Annotated in this window: 17 protein-coding genes and 1 pseudogene; all 18 read right to left on the bottom strand. The window is 30.2% G+C overall.

The window, feature by feature from the left end:
- Nucleotides 1–42: 42 nt before the first annotated feature.
- Nucleotides 43–3165, bottom strand: a complete 3123-nt coding sequence (locus tag ES045_RS03645; RefSeq protein WP_147112574.1) for an ice-binding family protein — start codon at nucleotides 3163–3165, stop codon at nucleotides 43–45.
- A 109-nt stretch (nucleotides 3166–3274) separates the two neighbouring features.
- A complete protein-coding gene (locus ES045_RS03640) occupies nucleotides 3275–3988 on the bottom strand; it encodes a LytR/AlgR family response regulator transcription factor (RefSeq protein WP_147112571.1) in 714 nt (237 codons plus the stop codon).
- 8 nt (nucleotides 3989–3996) lie between these two features.
- A complete protein-coding gene (locus ES045_RS03635) occupies nucleotides 3997–4314 on the bottom strand; it encodes an Hpt domain-containing protein (RefSeq protein ID WP_147112568.1) in 318 nt (105 codons plus the stop codon).
- Between the two features lie 2 nt (nucleotides 4315–4316).
- A complete protein-coding gene (locus ES045_RS03630; RefSeq protein WP_147112566.1) occupies nucleotides 4317–5360 on the bottom strand; it encodes a sensor histidine kinase in 1044 nt (347 codons plus the stop codon).
- On the bottom strand, nucleotides 5360–6499 hold the full coding sequence (locus ES045_RS03625) for an FIST signal transduction protein (protein ID WP_147112563.1): 1140 nt from the start codon (nucleotides 6497–6499) through the stop codon (nucleotides 5360–5362). The genes ES045_RS03630 and ES045_RS03625 overlap by 1 nt, the downstream gene beginning before the upstream one ends.
- Complete coding sequence (locus ES045_RS03620) at nucleotides 6496–8481, bottom strand: PAS domain-containing sensor histidine kinase (protein WP_147112560.1); 1986 nt, start codon at nucleotides 8479–8481, stop codon at nucleotides 6496–6498. Before ES045_RS03620 ends, ES045_RS03625 begins: the two co-directional genes overlap by 4 nt.
- Complete coding sequence (locus ES045_RS03615; protein ID WP_147112557.1) at nucleotides 8481–9020, bottom strand: heme NO-binding domain-containing protein; 540 nt, start codon at nucleotides 9018–9020, stop codon at nucleotides 8481–8483. The genes ES045_RS03620 and ES045_RS03615 overlap by 1 nt, the downstream gene beginning before the upstream one ends.
- Nucleotides 9021–9022: 2 nt before the next feature.
- On the bottom strand, nucleotides 9023–9436 hold the full coding sequence (locus ES045_RS03610; RefSeq protein WP_147112554.1) for a response regulator: 414 nt from the start codon (nucleotides 9434–9436) through the stop codon (nucleotides 9023–9025).
- 141 nt (nucleotides 9437–9577) lie between these two features.
- A complete protein-coding gene (locus tag ES045_RS03605; protein WP_147112552.1) occupies nucleotides 9578–10048 on the bottom strand; it encodes a DUF6495 family protein in 471 nt (156 codons plus the stop codon).
- 77 nt (nucleotides 10049–10125) lie between these two features.
- On the bottom strand, nucleotides 10126–10572 hold the full coding sequence (gene rplI / locus ES045_RS03600; protein ID WP_147112549.1) for a 50S ribosomal protein L9: 447 nt from the start codon (nucleotides 10570–10572) through the stop codon (nucleotides 10126–10128).
- A 14-nt stretch (nucleotides 10573–10586) separates the two neighbouring features.
- Nucleotides 10587–10883, bottom strand: a complete 297-nt coding sequence (gene rpsR, locus ES045_RS03595; protein WP_100945395.1) for a 30S ribosomal protein S18 — start codon at nucleotides 10881–10883, stop codon at nucleotides 10587–10589.
- A 3-nt stretch (nucleotides 10884–10886) separates the two neighbouring features.
- The gene (gene rpsF, locus ES045_RS03590; protein ID WP_100945396.1) at nucleotides 10887–11228 is read right to left on the bottom strand and encodes a 30S ribosomal protein S6; all 342 of its coding nucleotides are present in this window, start codon (nucleotides 11226–11228) and stop codon (nucleotides 10887–10889) included.
- 163 nt (nucleotides 11229–11391) lie between these two features.
- Nucleotides 11392–12501, bottom strand: coding sequence for a hypothetical protein (locus tag ES045_RS03585; protein ID WP_147112546.1), 1110 nt, complete (start codon nucleotides 12499–12501; stop codon nucleotides 11392–11394).
- A gap of 45 nt (nucleotides 12502–12546) precedes the next feature.
- Entirely contained in the window at nucleotides 12547–13347 is an 801-nt protein-coding gene (locus ES045_RS03580) for a hypothetical protein (RefSeq protein WP_147112543.1), read from the bottom strand.
- Nucleotides 13334–13894: an RNA polymerase sigma factor gene (locus ES045_RS03575; protein ID WP_147112538.1), complete on the bottom strand. Its 561-nt coding sequence runs from the start codon at nucleotides 13892–13894 to the stop codon at nucleotides 13334–13336. Before ES045_RS03575 ends, ES045_RS03580 begins: the two co-directional genes overlap by 14 nt.
- Nucleotides 13895–14020: 126 nt before the next feature.
- Nucleotides 14021–15079, bottom strand: a pseudogene (locus tag ES045_RS03570) (malate:quinone oxidoreductase).
- 106 nt (nucleotides 15080–15185) lie between these two features.
- The gene (locus ES045_RS16710; RefSeq protein WP_262712856.1) at nucleotides 15186–15446 is read right to left on the bottom strand and encodes a malate:quinone oxidoreductase; all 261 of its coding nucleotides are present in this window, start codon (nucleotides 15444–15446) and stop codon (nucleotides 15186–15188) included.
- Between the two features lie 143 nt (nucleotides 15447–15589).
- Nucleotides 15590–18031, bottom strand: coding sequence for a primosomal protein N' (gene priA / locus ES045_RS03565; RefSeq protein ID WP_147112535.1), 2442 nt, complete (start codon nucleotides 18029–18031; stop codon nucleotides 15590–15592).
- Nucleotides 18032–18056: the final 25 nt, after the last annotated feature.

Below are 18056 nucleotides of genomic sequence, written 5' to 3'. Positions count from 1 at the left end.
AAAGAATAAACTTTTGCCTTTAACATTCTTTTAGGTTTGGGGCTAATTGACAATAAAAGTTCCCGAATGCGATTTGTTCTTATCGTCTTTCAAAAGGTATTTATAAATTCCTGATTTTAGATTTGGAGCATTATATTGTACTTTATTCATAGAATTATCTGTGTCTAGCTTCTTATAATCTACAATTCTTCCTATTACGTCGAATACTTGAATTTGAATAAATTCTGAATTTACAGGTAATTTAATCGTTGTACTCTGTGTAAACGGATTTGGATAATTCATTAACTTAGCTTTCTTTTCTGTTGAAAAACGATCCATAGACAAAACAGCTTGTGAGGTAAATGATAAATTTTTTATAGCAATATTAAATGGTATGTAATTTGTATAATCTCCAATTACAGAGAACACAATTGTCTTAATATTAGCAATATCAACTGTTGTTCCCTCGGCATCCTTAAAGTCGTTAAAAGCAATCTTAAATACCTTTTCTTCTGAGTTTGCAGCAATTGTGTAACGCAATCTGTTTTCCCAAGCTCTGTCATCTTCTTGCATAATAACAATTTCAATTGCTTGATTGTTCATTATTGAAAAATCTACAAAATCATAATCTGCAACATCTAACGTTTGATCTCCTGGTAAAAGGTGTCTAAATAAGTTAATATTTCCTTTTACTTCACCTGTAGCACTTGCACTTCTATCTACTTCATAAACATCATCTGCATATGCTCTTTCTCCTACTTCAATTTTAAACTCATCTACAGTAGCAAATTCTTTTAAATAATCTAAACCCCAAGGACCATCTGCAAGATATAAAGCATCTTTTTGAGCAGAATTACTGGTCTGTAAAGAGAAACCAATATCAAATAACACCCCTGTTTCTATGTATAGAACTTCATTATAATTACCAGATAATGAAAAAGTACTTTTAACATTGTTATGTTTTGATACTTCTGTTTGTGCAATGTTACCATCAAAAAGAATAGCTGTTTCTTTTGTTTTATTGACAATGTTTAACTTAAGAACTCCATTAGAATAAGAACCCGATTTTACAAATACATTTGGCAATACAGAGGCAACTTTATTACTTATTAATCCAGTCTGATTGATGTGTTTATCTATAATAAAATTTGCTATAGAAAATACTTGTGAGAATGAACTTCCCCAAATTTGAAAATTCTGATAATTACCTATCGGATATTGATCTATATTCCAAAAACTAAACAATTCATTTTCAGTACCATCTACCTTAACAGAAAAACTTAAACTATATTCTATTTCTCCTGTTGCTCTTTTTATTTTAGAACTAATAATTTGATGCCCTCTTGTCTCTACTGTTCTTATATCTTCTAAACTAGAGTTATTCAATCTATCACAAATAATTTTTGAATGGTCATAAATGGTCCCTTCCGTTGTTGTTGCTAAGACTGCAGAGATTCTTTTTTCTCCTTGATAGTAATCTACTGAGAATATTTCTTTCGCATTTGTTATTCCTAATAAATCTGTGGGACTAGAAACCTTTGCCGTTTCTGTTTTATACATACCTGTTTCTGGTAAATAATCTATTAAAGAACTTGTATTTGTTTTACTTTTTAATTGTGTTTTACTAAATTTTGATTGTGCATCTTTTTTGTTGAATGAGTTTCCTTCTTTATCTCTCTTAAAATTTCTTTTTGCTATTAAACTTGCTAGATCACCATTACTTTCTAAGCCACCATCATTAGCTGAAGTAACAACATTAGCTTCTGCTATATCTGCAAAATTATTGGTATTAATTGCTTCATAAGGATTCGCGGTTACATAAAAAATAGCATCATTAAAATCTTGATCACAAGAAGGGTTATCTCTTCTAATGTCTTCAAACCCAAGAATAATTCTTTCATTTTCTGGATCTGCAAGTAATACATTGTGATATTTTAAAGCTTTATTACTTTCTGGATTAAAATTAGGATTCGAATATAGTTTCCAAAGACCATCTCCTACAGTTTGCTCATTTGAACTCCATGCATTTGCTAACAACACCCAACCAATTCCTGTTCCGGCCTCAAAGGTTCCTATTTTTACTTTATCACCAACTTGCAATCCGCCACCACTTCCTAAAGCAGATACATTCGGAAATATAATTGTAATTTCATCTTTTGTTGGGGCTATGTTTTTTGGGCTATCTAAGTCATATGTATAATAGCCTAGAACATTTTTATAACCAGCTCCTTCTTTCACAAATGTTACCCAAACATCTGCATGTGCATCAATTTTAATATCTGTATCATAACCAGAGGTAATGTATTGTGGGTTGTAGTCTGGAACGGGATAGCTTTCTGGAAGTGAATTACTTATCATTTCTTGAGTTTCTACAGAAATAACATCACTGGGGTTTTCTAAATAAAGTGGCGTACCATTTGAAGTATATTCTCCAAGATAATTATAAGAAGGTATTGTTACCGGAACTGCGCCTAATGTGCTATTAATAGCAACGGCACCCACAGTAGCATATAATCTCCCATCTAAAACACCTCCAGCTCCCAATGAAACTGCTCCTGGATATCCAATAGCAGTTCCTATCATTGTTGTATTTGCTGCCAAAGCAACAGCACCAACAGCAATCCAATAAACATTATCAGATGATGCACCATTAGCCAATATTACCTTTGTACCAGCTACTGAGGTAAGCGCTCCTGTAATTTTAAAAATAAACATCGCATTAGGATCTCCTTGGGCATCTAATGTTAAAGTACCTGTAATGGCTACGGCTGCAGCAACAGCATAAACACCAGGGTAAATGGTTTCCCCGTTTATACTACCAAAAATGCCACCGTGATCTGTTATTGTTGCTGGTATATTTTGAAGTTGAACGCAAGCTGCAGATAAATCTGTTTTAGCTTGTGCAGTAATTGCGTTGGCACTTTCTACAGTTCCGTTTAAGACCGAAGGTGCCCCAAAACCAGCAATCGCTCCTACATTAGAACCAACATCACCAGTAAGTGTAGAAACACCCGTATTAGCTACCGCTCCTGCTCCTGTAAAAAGTATGAAGTTCGCTACTGAACCAAAATCAATCTCAGTTGTTTCTAAAGTACTACGATCGTATGTATTTCCAAATGATTGGTTCTTTTGCGCATTTATCGATGTAATTGCTGTCGAAAGTAAAATGAGTAGAAATTTTTTCATGATGTGGTTTTTATACCGCAAAGATACTCAATAAATTAGTTAAGGTTATACGTGTTCGTCACCGACACTTTAACTATAGACCAAATGCAGGTTTAATGTAGACCAAATATTAAAGTAAATCTAAACGTTTCATTAATTCTGGTCGTTTAGATCTGCTTACAGGAATTACATCTTTCATTATCAAAACACTATTATCTTCAATATCTATAATCTTTTTAATATTGATTATATAAGAACGATGAATTTTTAAGAATAAAGAACCTGGTAGTTTTCCTTCTATCTTTTTTAGGGTTGAATGCACTGTATAGTCTTTGTGATCTGTTTTTATTTTTATATAATCTCCTTTTGCTTCTATTAAATAAATACTTGGTAAATCTATTTTTATTAAACGTCTGTCTATGTTTACATAGAAGTCATTATCAACCTCATTCTTACTAAAATTATTATTAATAGTACTTGAAGCCGCCTTTAATTCTTTAGCCTCGGCTTTGTCAATTGCTTTCTTAAAACGAGGTAACGCTAATGGTTTTAAAAGATAATCTACTATAAAATCATATTCAAAAGCTTCTATTGCAAATTTTGGATCTGAAGTTGTTAATATTATTTTTGGTGGGTTTTTTAAGCTTCTAATAAAATCTAAGCCACTAAAATTTGGCATATGAATATCCAAAAAGATTAAGTCTACTTTGTTTTCGTTTAAGTACTTTATTGCATCTATCGCATTAGAAAATTCTTCTAAAAGGTTTAAAGAATCTATTTCATTGCACAAGGTTTTTAGAATGACCCTAGCCATTTTTTCATCATCAATAATAATACAATTCATAAGGAGACTTATATAATTTCTATATAGTCTGAAATTGCTATTAAAATTTCATCAAAATCCTCTTTTCTATCTAAACTTAGTTCTCGAAGATTGTGTTCAAACTCATTCGCTATTTCATAACTTTTTTCAAGCCCTAAAATACTGATTTTATGTTTAAGTTTATGAACATTTTCCTCAATTCTTTTATATTCTTTGCTTTCTAAGCTATTATAGTAGTCTTTTTTTTCTTCTGGAAACTCTGTTTTTATTACATCAATTAACTCATTTTTAATAGACTCGTCTCCTCTTGCTAGTTGATTTATATATTCTAAATTTGGCTGTTCCATACTTATTTTTTTAAACTAAAATAAAAAGTAGTTCCTAAATTGGGGCTAGATTCTATCCAAATTTTTCCTTTATAAACATCAATAACTTTCTTCACTAAAGACAACCCTAAACCTGTAGATGTATTTTCGTTTTCTAATTTTTGAAAAGCTTCAAAAACTTTATCAAAATACTTTTCTTCTATTCCATTCCCATTATCTTTAACAAAGAAATTCCAATACTTACTTTCTTCTTCAAAGCCTATTTCTACTACTGCAATCTCCTTCTCATTATACCTTATTGCATTCTGTAAAATATGATAAAAAAGCTTTTCTAGTCTATAATTATCTCCTTTTATTGTTGGTAGTTTTTTTGGTATTACTACTTTGATATTATTGGTTGTAATTAATTTTTTTAAAATAGTATCAACTAACTTTTCTAAATCAACATTATAATATTTATTTTCAATTTTTCTAATTGTAGCATATTCTAAAATTCCTTTTACTAATGTATCCATTTTTTCTACATTATCTCTTATAAGTTGTAAATTCTCATTTCCTGAAGCATCTAAAAGATTTTTATAATCTTCTTGAATCCAACTTATCAAGGCTTCTATACTTTGTAAAGGTGACTTTAAATCATGAGAAACCATGTGCGCATAATCATTTAACTCTTGGTTTTGTAGCTCTAAACTTTTTAAAAGTTTGTCTTTCTGTTGATTTACTTTTATTATTTCTCTTGTTTGATTGTCTATAAAATCAACTAATTTTAAAGAGTCTGTATTTTCTTCTGGTCTATCACCTAACAAATTAAAGGACTGTATCTTATCGATTACACTTTCTAATTTATCGATCACTAGCTTTTGAGAGTTAGATTCTTCTTTTAATCTATTATTAGCCCTAAAAAGTTCTTCAGAACTAATTGCAGTAGCTCTTTGAAGCATACCGAATTGTTCTTCTGAGGTTGTATAAGACCTATCAATAGCATCTAGAAATTTCTCTAAATCTTTATTAGAGTGCAATTCTTTTGGCAGAAATTTTCTTATTTGTCTTTTTAAAAGTGAATTCATTATTCGCTAATTAATGTAATTGTCATTGTTTGGTTGTGTAACTGACAATTATTTTCGCCATGAAATGGAGCAATCTCTCCATAAGAATACAAACCACATATTGTGGTAGTATCTCCAACAACTTCCATTACTTCTTCAACTTCTTCTTCTACTCTTTGGTCTAAAACTAACTTCCTACCAATACAACTTACTAAGATTGCTAATTCTGGTTTTTTAGTTCGAAATTCTAAGGCAGATTCTGCTGCAAATTGTGCTGCATCTACAATATTATCTACATTTGTCATCATCAACTGAACCTTAGAGTTTTCTAAAATATCACCAGCCAATATCATAGAGTTTTCTTCTTCATTTATATTTAATATTGTTCTTACAATAGATTGTTTTTCATTTGTAGATTTTACTTTTAAAGGGTACAACAGTGCTGCTCCTGGTAATTCTTTAGATTTATCACCTAAATATTTTTTATATAAATCTAACGCTGGTTTATCGTCTAGCTCGAAAAGTATATTGTCTTTAGATTTTGTGACCGTTCTTTCTGGTCCAAAAGGTGTCCAACCTCCGTTAATTGAAAATGAAACCTCTAATGTTTCTCCATACAAACCTATCGCTATAATTTCTCCTTGTTTAGGATTTTCATTGTAAGAAGAAATTGTTTTTTCAAACCTAGCTGCATCTCCACATAAAGCACCTGTAATTAGTAAATTATTGTCAGTAGCAGCGTTCATGCCTTTAGACAATTGGCTTCCGTTTATAAAACTTCCTTCAGAGATTATAAAAACATGCTTTAAACCCTCTTGTGGAAATTGTTTTATTAAATCTTTACCAGCTTTAAAGCTATCTAATTTCTCTTTGCTTTTTAAAATATTTGATGTTTTTACAAGAAAAGAACTTCTTTCAAACTCGATTGCAGTTATTGTAATACAATTATCATCTACAGATTTTGATGTGATGTCTCCTGAGGTTGATCCAAATATTATTTCACCATCTTTAAAAAGGTCCTTTATTTCGTTATAAATCTCACTATTTTCTAGCAAATATCTATTACCAAAAACCAAAACTAAAGGCTTTTTTAAAGTTAACTTTTTACTTAGGTACTCCCAATCTTCTCCTTTTCCTCTCTTTAATTGTACTATTTTCATTTAGTTTTTTTAATTGTAAAATAAAATGTTGTACCAACGTTAGGTTCACTTTCTAACCAAATATTCCCTTCATGCAAGTCAATTATTTTTTTAACAATAGACAATCCTATTCCTGTTGAATCTTTTCTTTTATTTAGTGAATGAAAAATTTGAAATATTTTTTCGTGGTATTTTTTTTCAATACCAATACCGTTATCCTTTATAGAGAATTGATGAAAAGTATTTTTATCACAATAATCTATTTCTATAATTCCTATTTCTTTATCACAGAATTTAATAGCATTGCTTATAAAATTTTGAAATAATTGCTGAAACTTTGTTTTATCTCCTTTAATTAAAGGCAATTTATTTAAAACATTAACAGATATGTTTTCTGGAATAAATAAGATCTTTTTCAAATCACACAAGGTATTATTCAAGTCTATTTCCTCTTCTTCTTGTGTAATAGAGCCAGCACTAGAATATTCTAAAACATTAGAAATTAACGTCTCCATCGTTTCTAATGTTGTGTCTATTAATTCGAAGTTTTCAAGTGTCATCTCATCAAATGTTCCTTCATTGTCTGTTTTAATCCAAGAAACTAAAGCATTTATACTTCTTAGTGGAGATTTTAAATCATGAGAAACAATATGGGCATATTCATGCAATTGATTGTTGCTTTTTTCTAATTCTTTTAAAATACTTTCTTTCTGTAATTGTAATATTTTAAACTCTGTAATATCTAAGTAAATACCTACAGAACCTATTTCTTCTTCTTTTAGATTATAATTAGGTGCACCACTTATTAACCAATATCTTAGGTCTCCATTTTTATTCTTAATTCTTAATTGGTAAGAACTGTCTTTCCCTTCTCTCTTATCTAAATTATTATTAATAATAATTTCTTTATCTGCATCTATCGGAAAAATTTCTCCAACCTTTTTTCCTAATAATTCTTCTTTTTTGTAACCAGACATTTCAGAAAAACTCTGATTCACCATCAAAATTTCATCATTTGTGTTTACTTCTACCAAGCCTAAATTCATATTGGCAATGATATTACTATACTTTGCTTTTTGTGCTTCTAAACTTAAGTTATATTTTTTTTCTAGCGTTATATCTCTAAACGTCCACAAATAGCCTTTCGTCTTTCCATCAATAATTATAGGTGTGTAGTTTCTTTCAAGAATTTTACCATCTATCATTTCTAATTGATCTCCAAAAACAGCAATCTTACCTTCAACTATTTGGTTCATTCTTTGAACAAAAGACAATGAATCTTTAAATAAAAATTTATGCTGTTCGGATGCCAAGCCACAATCCATTCCTAATAAATCATTTGGCTTAGCATCTATTTGAAATAATTCGCAAAACCTAGTATTAGATGAAATTATTTTTCGATTTTCATCTTCTAAAACAACACCACTATTTAGATTTAAAACAAGTGCTGCTAACATATTCTTAGACTCCATTAACTTTTGATCTAAGGCTCTTTGTTCTGTTATATCTCTAACAATGCCCTGCGCTGCAATTGGTTTTTTATCTTTGTCATAAATTACACTAGCATTTATATGTACCAATTTAATTTGTTTAGACTTTGTATAAATTCTAGCTTCGTAATTCTTAAAAAAACCTTTTGTCTGTAAATCAAAAAAAGAAGATAGAGCGTATTGCATATCTTCTTTATATATTAAGTTCATAACATTTAAAGGCTCTATATCTATATCATAGCCAAAAAGATGAGTAGCGGCGTCGTTAAATTTAATAACATTGCCTCCAAGATCGATCACAACAAATGCATCAACAATATTTTCAAAAACCCCTTCTAATTGAGCTGACTTTTCACCTAAAAGACTCTCTAACTTAAAGTTTGTTTTCTTTAATTTATCAGTTATAAAGTATAAATCTCTAGATTTATCTTCTAATATTTTTTCTGCTGCTTTTCTTGCTGCTTTTTCTCTTTTTAAACTTCTTTCTAATATGTCTATTCTTTCTTGGCTCATTAATTTTTATTAATGATAAACTTCACTTCTGTACCGTCTTCTTTTATTTTTTCTAACACAATAGTTGCTGTTGAATTAAAATGTTCGAAAGTTTTATTCATTAATCCCAAACCAAAGTGATGCATTGCTCTGCTAGACTTATAGTTTAAAACTAATGAGTTTGCTGTTTTTTCTTCTACTATAAATGTAGGTAATTCTGCATCTGGGTATATTTTTCTTACTTCTACATGAATATGATCTTCTATAGAAGATATCATTTCTATAGGATCTTTATAAGTTGCTAATAAACCTGGGTAACTTTTTTCTATAACACCAAAAAAATGTTCTGCATAAACTAGTAACAAATTATCTATTGAAATACCAGTGTTTTGACTCAAATGCTGCAATAATTGCAACATTTCAGAAAAACTGTAAGTTCCTATTGAAGTATAAATCCCTTCAGATTCTAAGTCTGATTTAGAAATAATCTCATCTACCATTTCTAAACCAAACTTTTCTTCTACTAAGTCTAATAATTCGGTAAAAACAATACCTTTCATATTTAATATTTTTTCAATTCATTAATGCTCCAATAAGACATAACACTTTCAATTTTTTTAACGTAATCATCATATTTTAATGGTTTCAAAATATAACCAGAGACTCCTATTCTATAACACTCTTCTAAATCTTTTTGATTGTCTGAAGTTGTTAATATAACTGTAGGAATGTGTTTTATAGCATCGTTATTTTTTAAAATCGTTAAAAATTCTATTCCACTAACTTTTGGCATGTTTAAATCTAATAAAATTAAATCAGGAAATTTACTTTTATCTTCTAAAACTTCTAAAGCCTCTTCTCCATTGTTAGCTACATTAATAGTATGCTTTAATTCTAATAATGAAAGTGTTCTTTTCATTTTCATTATTTCTATTAAATTATCTTCTATCAATAATACGTTAAGCTGTCTTCCCATAATTAGATTTTCACTTTTACTAGATACGAAAATAAACTAATAATAGAAGTTTAATTTCTAAACCTGATTAAATAAATTAAAGTGTAGACAAGATACAAAAAAATATAGATGAATGGTAAAAAACAAATTATTCGATAATATCTAAGAAACCAATTGATTAAAATACTCAAAAATTTCTCCTTTAGAAATTGAACTTCCTTTTTCTATCAAGTCGAAAATTTCGATATTTCTTTCGTCATTATTATAAGGTTTGGTTCCTTTAAAAATTTCAACAGAATTATCCATAGGATTTTGCATTAACCACTCAAAACCTTTCTGTTCTAGTAAATTAATATCCCAAGTTATTTTTATAGCAATTCTATGAATTTCTTCGGCATCGCATTTAAATAAATTTACAGATGTTTTAGAAAAATGTTCTACATACGCCGTTTTTGTTAAAACATCATCCCAAACAACATCAGAAAAAACATTCATTTCATCTTCTGCCACTTTTGGTGTTTCTTCTTTAATTTGTTTCCATTCTTTTGCATCGATACTTTGGGTTGCTAAAAATCGTGCAAAATCTTCGTGTAAACTTTCGAACTGTTCTTTGGTAAGTTGTCTGTATTTCATTTCTATAAATTAAAGGTCAAAAATAAAAAAAGCTCGTTATTTCTAACGAGCTTTTTGTAAAATATTAAAGTAAGTTACTATTCAGCAACAACTTCAAAAGTAATATCAGCAACTACCGCTCTGTGTAATCTTACAGCAGCTTCGTATTTACCTAATCTTTTAACAGAACCACCAACAACTTTGATAAATTTCTTATCTAAATCTGTTCCTGCTTTTGCCAATGCTGCAGCTAAATCAATATTGTTTACAGAACCAAATAATTTGTCTCCTGAACCAACTTTAGATGCAATCTTAATGTCATATCCTTTAACTGTTTCTGCTATTTCAGTAGCGTCTTCAATTAATTTAGCTTCTTTATAAGCTCTTTGTTTTAAATTCTCTGCTAAAACTTTCCTTGCAGATGAAGTAGCCAAAGATGCTTTTCCTGTAGGGATTAAAAAATTTCTACCATAACCGTTTTTCACAGCTACAACATCATCTTTAAATCCTAAATTTTCTACGTCTTGTCTTAATATAAGTTCCATGTTCTACGTCTTTATTATTTTAACAAATCTCCAACGTAAGGCATTAATGCCAAATGACGACATCTTTTAATTGCTTGCGCAACTTTACGTTGATATTTTAATGAAGTTCCTGTTAAACGTCTTGGTAAAATTTTACCTTGTTCGTTTACTAAATACATTAAGAAGTCTGCATCTTTATAATCGATATACTTGATACCTTTCTTCTTAAATCTACAGTATTTTGCTTCTTTCTTTGTGTCTATATCTAATGGCGTTAAATATCTAACGTCAGCAGATTTACCACCTTTTGCTTGTTGCTCTATTGATGCCATTTCTTATTTTTTAGTAGATTTAACACGTTCAGTTCTAACTTTTGCCCAAGCAGCAGCATGTTTGTCTAATCTAACAGAAAGGTAACGCATAACGCTATCATCTCTTCTAAATTCTAACTCAAATGCAGAAATCTCTTCTCCAGCAACTTTGTACTCAAATAAGTGATAAAAACCACTTTTCTTTTTTTGAATTGGATATGCTAACTTTTTCAAGCCCCAATCTTCTTTAGAAATCATTTCGGCACCTCTAGAAACCAAATAGTCGTTAAACTTTTGTACTGTCTCCTTTATCTGAGTATCAGATAAAACGGGATTCAAAATGAAAACAGTTTCGTAATGATTCATAAATTAAATATTTATTGTTTATTTTTAAGGCTGCAAAGATAGTAACTTTTTATTACTTAAATCTATATAAGACCAATAAATCTTTTTAATAATTTAAAAAATTATTTTCTCTCCAAAAAAAAATCGCATTAACCACCTTTTTATTATTAAAATGCCCCTTCAATTAATTTAAATCTAAACGAATTCCCATAGAAATATTTCTAATATCTGTATCTTTAAAAAGCGGATTTAAATCATACTTTACATACAAACTTGTAGATTGATACCCAACATAAGCACTTACCCCGTAGTTAATCGTGTTCATATTAAAGTTATTAAATTGAACTTCTTTAACTTCTACGTTCCTGGCATCTTCGTATTCTAAATATTGCCTAGTACCAAGTTTAAAACCTACAAAACCACCAAAGCCAACTCGTAAAGACCTATTTGTTCTATCATATATAAAACCATCTTTGTATTTTTTGTTTTTAGAAAAATCCCACTCTAAATGTAAAGGAAAAGTCACTTGTGCATGACGCAATCTACTTTCTATTAGATTATGAGGATATACTTCTAACTCTGTTCTATCTCCATTCTTAACATGTTGCTGATTATCTTCTAAGCGCAAATTGTTCCAAAGAAAAGACAAACCATACTTAAAATATAAGTTGGATGCTTTTCTGCTAAACCTGGTTTTCCAAGTAAAACCTAATTCATAAAAATGAGAAGCCCATACCTTGTAATCAGAATCACTTAAAGAACTTATTTTATGATCTTGCAAAACATTATTAACCCCTAATGCAAATACAAACTGACTCGTAGTTTTTCTATTGCTTTTACCATTTTTTCTCCATCTTTTTTCATTTCTACTTTTTACAGCAGCTTTATCTTCTTCCTTTACAGTAAATTTAAATGTTTTGTTTCCTACTTTAAATGTTCTCACTTCACCGTTATTTAAATCACTATCTGTAGAGCTTTCAATTTTACCATCTGTTTTTTCTTGAACTAAAAGCTGTAACAAGCGTTCTTGTTCACTCACTTTAATTTCTATTTGTTTGGCATGATAACTAGCAATTTCTTTCTTTAAAGTTTCCGCTGTATTTTTTGTGATTTCTCCTTTTTTAAGTTTCTTATCAATTGCAATTACTTTTGCTTTTAAAGAATCTTTTTCATTTTTGGTAATCATTTCTATTCTGTTAGAAATCTTTATCACTTCTTTTTCGAAGGTTCTTTTTTCTTGAGATGTTGTTGCGATGGTAACCAACAAAAGAAATAGTAATGTAATTTTTTTCATCTTTTATAATTTTGACTTTTTTTATCTTTTTTACTACAATTAGAATTAATCATTTCTACTGGCAATTGCAGTGGCAATATTAGTTATTTTTTTCTTTAACGATTTTAAAAAATTATTCTGAAAATCATCATCACTTATAGTACGTTTTACTTCTGCTAAAATGGTTTCTGGATTCACTTTTAAATTCGATTTTTTAAGTTCTATTTTAATCGTCTCTAAAAGAACTGCGCTACTTACATTATTCTTCATGTAAGGTTTACTTTCTTCTTCGGGTGCATTTGTAACCGCAAATAACAAAGCTTCTGCGCTCACTTTAATTCTACTAGTATTAATTTCTTTATTTAGAGTTGAAATTTTCTCAGTTTTTTTACTAATACCTTTATCTATGTTCCTAGAGATTCTTAAATTTTTATTCAACTCTACAGAATCCTCCTTTGTCGGAATTATTATTGCCTTTCTATACGCAATTGCCTTTTTTTCTTGTTTATTTTCAACTTTGTTGTCCTCTTTATTGATGACCTCTTTTTCTACAATTGCTCTTTCAACAGGAATTTCATTAAAGTGTTCTTCAATTTTATTTAGTACTTGAATTGTATCAACAACTCCTTCTACAATAACCTCTTTCGGGTTTGTATTTTTTTTATCACTAGAAAAGGTATAAACCCCTATTGAAACTAATGCCAAAATACTTGCTGCGTAGCCTATATAAAGAAACCAACCTTTCTTTTTTTGCTTTGGTTGGTTGTCTAATTGTACAGACAAACGTTCCCAAGCAGAAACCGATGGTTCTAAAGTTCTATTAGCGAACTTCTCTTTTATGTTGTTGTCTAACTTATTTATTTTCATGAATTGTCTTATTCATTTTGTAATAATTTGCTTGCAATAACTTACGTGCTTTAAATAATTGCGATTTCGATGTACTTTCAGAAACACCTAATTGGGCTGCTATTTCTGAATGTTTAAACCCTTCTATGGCGAATAAATTAAATACCATTTTGTAACCGTCTGGTAATTTATCTATCAATTTTTGAATATCCTCTACAGAAGTGTTTTCTAAACTTTCTGTGGCTGCATCGTTAAAAACATACTCTTCATCAGACAAATCGACTAAATTCTTTTTCCGGAGATAAGAAATGCAAGTATTCACCATAATTCTGCGAATCCAACCTTCAAAACTACCTTCGTGTTTAAATCTGTGTAAATTGGTAAAAACCTTTAAGAAACCTGTTAATAACAAGTCTTCTGCGTGATGCAAATCTTTAACATATTGCCTACAAACTCCCAACATTTTAGGTGAATGCTGCTCGAACAATTGTTGTTGCGCTTCCCTATTGTTGTCAATCGCTTTATTTAAGAGCAATTTTTGTTTATTCTGCAATGGTATAATTTTCAAGCCTCTTGTTTCAGTTTTTAATGCCTTACAAATATAGAGACTACAGAAGTTTTAAAAAGGTTGTCTATCAAAATAAAAAAAACTTAAAATTTAATTTAAGATTTATAATTTTAGTAATATTAGTGGTTACAAATCCAAAGAGATATGACTCTTCTCTAACTCTACTTCAAACAATTCTTTGGTTATTTCTGCCTTATAAAAAGGCACTATTTTTTTTAGTTTTTCTTCCCCTTTTTGTGAATTCATCAATTCTGGAAATGCTTTCTCTACAACTTCTAACATAATAGATGTTGCTGTAGAAGCGCCTGGTGAGGCGCCTAAAAAACATGTAATAGCCCCGTATTTGCTAGAAATTACTTCGGTTCCAAATTCTAACTTCCCACCTTCAAATGCATCTTTTTTAATAATTTGAACTCTTTAGCCTGCAATCATAATTTCCCAATCTTCACTTTTAGCATTTTTGACAAAGGTGCGTAAAGAATCCATTCTGTCCTCTCTACTCATTAAAACTTGCTCTATTAAATATTTAGTTAATGGTAAATTGTGCCAAAAAGCGCCCAACATAGCAGGAATATTATCAATTTTTATCGATTTAAATAAATCTAAACTAGAACCTTCTTTTAAAAATTTCGGGCTAAATCCTGCAAAAGGATCAAACATTAACTGACGTTTCCCATCAATATAACGCGTATCTAAATGTGGCGTAGACATTGGCGGGTCTCTAACTCCTGCTTTGCTATATACTTTTGCGTTGTGTTGTTTAATAATTTCTTCATTGGTACAAACCAACCATTCTCCACTTACAGGAAAACCACCGTAGCCTTCTTTTTCTTCAATTTCTACTTTCTGTAATAACAACAAACTTCCACCTCCTGCACCTATAAAAACATGGGCTGCTTCTAGTTGATGTTCCTCTTTCGTTTTTAAATCCCTTACTTCTACTGTCCAATCTAAATCTGTATCCGGATCTACATCCAACACCTCCATATTACAATGCACTGGCGTATCAAAATCGTTTTCTAAAATAGCAAATAATTTTTCTGTTAACGCACCATAGTTCATTTCTGTACCTCTATTCATTCTAGAAGCCGCCATAATTTCATCTTCCGTTCTATCTTTTGCAATTAAAGGAAACCACGCTTTCATTTTGCTAGCTTCTCTTGTAAACTCTATAGCATCGAACATAAAATGCTCTTTCATTGCATGAAATCTATTTTCTAAATAATCGGCATTTTCTTTTCATAAAACCCAACGATGGTGTTTTACTGTTGTAATAAATTCATCAGGATTTTTAAGTCCCCCTTTCACATACTAAATAAGACCAAAACTGTTTCGAAGTTTTATATTGTGTACAAATATCGATGGCTTTTTTTATAGAAATTGTTCCGTCTTCTTCCTGGCTATAATTTAATTCACACAGAGCAGAATGACCAGTTCCTGCATTATTCCAAGCAGTAGAACTCTCTTGTGCTACTTTATCTAAACGTTCTAAAATTAAAATATTCATTTCTGGTTTTAGAAGTTTTGTTATCAGCGCTAGAGTTGCACTCATAATTCCTCCACCAACACAAATTAAATCGTTTTTTTTTTGGCATTCATCTTATCCTTATTTTTTTTTTAATTCTCGACTGTGCTCAAACAGACATTTATTAAAGGTGCTAATAAAAACAAGTTAACTGAAAACTACTTATTTATTTAATACGCATCTACATCAATAATAAATCGAATCGGTCTAAAATCCTTTACTGCTTCAAACGTATTTCTAATTTTAGTAATTTGAGCTTTCGTATTTACTAAACTTTGTTTTGGCGGAATTTTAATGACAATATTCTTTATATATTGATTTCTCACTCTAGAAACTGATGGAGCTGTTGGCCCTAAGACATGTTCTCCGAAAGAAGTATGTAATGCTTTGAATAACCAATTTACACCACTATCAACTTTATTATAATCTTTGTGTTTTAACGTGATTTTTATCACTCTAAAATACGGCGGATATTTATATTGCCAGCGTTCTTGCATTTGTTCCTTGTACATTTCTGCATAATTTGTAGTAGAGACTTGCTGCAATATTTGATGATAAGGATTGTAAGTTTGAATGGCTACATGTCCTTGTTTTTTACTTCTTCCTGCTCTACCAGAAACTTGTACCATCATATCATAACCGCGTTCATGCGCTCTAAAATCGGGAAAATTGAGCATGGTATCGGCATTTAAAATTCCGACTAATGAAACATTTTCGAAATCTAGACCTTTAGAAAGCATCTGAGTTCCTACTAAAACATCTATTTCTTTGGCTTCGAAAGCTCCAATTATTTTTTGATATCCGTATTTTCCACGCGTGGTATCTAAATCCATTCTACCGATTTTAAAATCGGGAAATAAAGTTGTTAATTCTAATTCTATTTGTTCTGTACCAAAACCTTTTGTATCTAAAGTATTGCTACCACAAGCGCCACAACTATTTGGCATTGCACGCTGGTAATTACAATAATGACAACGCAATTCATTTCTAAATTTATGATACGTTAAGGTAACGTCACAATTTGGGCATTCTGGTGAAACTCCGCAAGTTTTACATTCTACTACAGGTGAATAACCACGTCTGTTTTGAAATAAAATAACTTGTTCTTTTAAATCTAAAGCTTCTTGAATTAATTTTAGAAGTCTGTCAGAAAAATGACCTTTCATTTCCTTTTTCTTCTGCTTTTCTTTAACGTCTATTAGTTCAATTTTTGGCAACAATACATTTCCATGTCGTCTATTTAAAGCTACAAATCCGTATTTATTTTCTTGTGCATTAAAATACGTTTCTAAAGAAGGCGTTGCAGAACCTAATAGTATTTTTGCTTTGTGAATTTTTGCTAAAACAATAGCACAATCTCTTGCATTGTATCTTGGTGAAGGCTCGAATTGTTTGTAAGAAGTCTCGTGTTCTTCATCTACCACAATCAACCCTAGATTAGAAAAAGGTAAAAAAACAGCAGATCTTGCACCTAAAACAATACGTGCTTTGGGTTTATTTTCTAAAACATTGTTCCACACTTCTACCCTTTCATTAACGGAGTATTTTGAATGAAAAACAGCAATTTGTTCTCCAAAGTAAAACTGTAATCGTGTAATTATTTGTGTGGTTAATGCAATTTCTGGTAACAAAAATAAAACTTGCTTCCCTTCGTCTAGAACTTCCTGAATCAGTTTTGTATACACTTCTGTTTTACCAGAACTTGTAACTCCGTGTAAAAGTGTCACATCTTTTTCTTTAAAGGTTTCTTTAATTTCTTGAAGTGCTTTTTCTTGAAACTCATTTAACACTTTTAAATCGTTGGTGTCGCCTTTAAATTGAACTCTATCAATCTGAATATGATAAAATTCAAAAATTTCTTTATCTACCAAAGATTTTAAAATAGTCCCAGAAACCTTTGCTTTTTCTTCTAAATCTTTGGCTTTTATTGGTTTTTTGGTAGATGATAACTGAAAGAAAGTTAAAACAGCCTCTCGTTGTTTTTTTGCTCTCGATAATTCTTCTAATAGTTTTCCTAAAGAATCGTCTGAGTTATATTTTGCTTGTAAACGAACATATTTCACCAATTTAGGTTTGTACTGTTCGTAAATTTCTTCTTTAATAGTAATTGCCTCTTTTTGAATAAGCGCATTTACAATCGGCATTACTTTTTTCTTGCCTAAAATTGCAATAACTTGATGAATTGTTAATTGAGATTGATGCTGTAACGCTTCAAAAATTAAAAATTCGTCATCTGCTAAAATAGCATCATCTAAAAAAGCATCATTTTTAAAAATAACGGTTTCACTTTCTAACAGAAAAGCTGATGGCAAAGAGGCTCTATAAACATCTCCCAAAGAACACATATAGTAATTAGCGATCCATTGCCAAAATTGCAATTGCTTTTCATTTACCAATGGTGTTTCATCTAAAATTTGATGAATTTCTTTGGCTTCATACAGCGTTGGAGCGTTTGTATGAATGTTAAGAACCAAGCCTGTGTACATTTTAGATTTGCCAAAAGAAACTGCTACTCGCATTCCTTTTTGTAAGAAATTTGCTTCGTCTTCTGTTACAGAATACGTAAACGTTCTCTGAATAGGAATTGGTAATATGACGTCTATAAAGTGCATTTTTTAGAATTCGATTTTTAACTAG

The sequence above is a fragment of the Polaribacter sp. IC073 genome, from assembly GCF_007997075.1.
In the GTDB taxonomy this organism is placed as follows: domain Bacteria; phylum Bacteroidota; class Bacteroidia; order Flavobacteriales; family Flavobacteriaceae; genus Polaribacter.
This window is presented reverse-complemented; position numbering and strand designations above follow the sequence as displayed.

What these genes read in the sequence shown, in the direction of transcription:
- ES045_RS03645 (WP_147112574.1), bottom strand. Translation starts at nt 3,165, where the DNA reads ATGAAAAAATTTCTACTCATTTTACTTTCGACAGCAATTACATCGATA.
- rplI (WP_147112549.1), bottom strand. Translation starts at nt 10,572, where the DNA reads ATGGAACTTATATTAAGACAAGACGTAGAAAATTTAGGATTTAAAGAT.
- ES045_RS03620 (WP_147112560.1), bottom strand. Translation starts at nt 8,481, where the DNA reads ATGAGCCAAGAAAGAATAGACATATTAGAAAGAAGTTTAAAAAGAGAA.
- ES045_RS16710 (WP_262712856.1), bottom strand. Translation starts at nt 15,446, where the DNA reads ATGAGTGCAACTCTAGCGCTGATAACAAAACTTCTAAAACCAGAAATG.
- rpsR (WP_100945395.1), bottom strand. Translation starts at nt 10,883, where the DNA reads ATGGCATCAATAGAGCAACAAGCAAAAGGTGGTAAATCTGCTGACGTT.
- ES045_RS03585 (WP_147112546.1), bottom strand. Translation starts at nt 12,501, where the DNA reads ATGAAAAAAATTACATTACTATTTCTTTTGTTGGTTACCATCGCAACA.
- ES045_RS03615 (WP_147112557.1), bottom strand. Translation starts at nt 9,020, where the DNA reads ATGAAAGGTATTGTTTTTACCGAATTATTAGACTTAGTAGAAGAAAAG.
- ES045_RS03580 (WP_147112543.1), bottom strand. Translation starts at nt 13,347, where the DNA reads ATGAAAATAAATAAGTTAGACAACAACATAAAAGAGAAGTTCGCTAAT.
- ES045_RS03640 (WP_147112571.1), bottom strand. Translation starts at nt 3,988, where the DNA reads ATGAATTGTATTATTATTGATGATGAAAAAATGGCTAGGGTCATTCTA.
- priA (WP_147112535.1), bottom strand. Translation starts at nt 18,031, where the DNA reads ATGCACTTTATAGACGTCATATTACCAATTCCTATTCAGAGAACGTTT.
- ES045_RS03610 (WP_147112554.1), bottom strand. Translation starts at nt 9,436, where the DNA reads ATGGGAAGACAGCTTAACGTATTATTGATAGAAGATAATTTAATAGAA.
- ES045_RS03625 (WP_147112563.1), bottom strand. Translation starts at nt 6,499, where the DNA reads ATGAAAATAGTACAATTAAAGAGAGGAAAAGGAGAAGATTGGGAGTAC.
- ES045_RS03635 (WP_147112568.1), bottom strand. Translation starts at nt 4,314, where the DNA reads ATGGAACAGCCAAATTTAGAATATATAAATCAACTAGCAAGAGGAGAC.
- ES045_RS03605 (WP_147112552.1), bottom strand. Translation starts at nt 10,048, where the DNA reads ATGAAATACAGACAACTTACCAAAGAACAGTTCGAAAGTTTACACGAA.
- rpsF (WP_100945396.1), bottom strand. Translation starts at nt 11,228, where the DNA reads ATGAATCATTACGAAACTGTTTTCATTTTGAATCCCGTTTTATCTGAT.
- ES045_RS03630 (WP_147112566.1), bottom strand. Translation starts at nt 5,360, where the DNA reads ATGAATTCACTTTTAAAAAGACAAATAAGAAAATTTCTGCCAAAAGAA.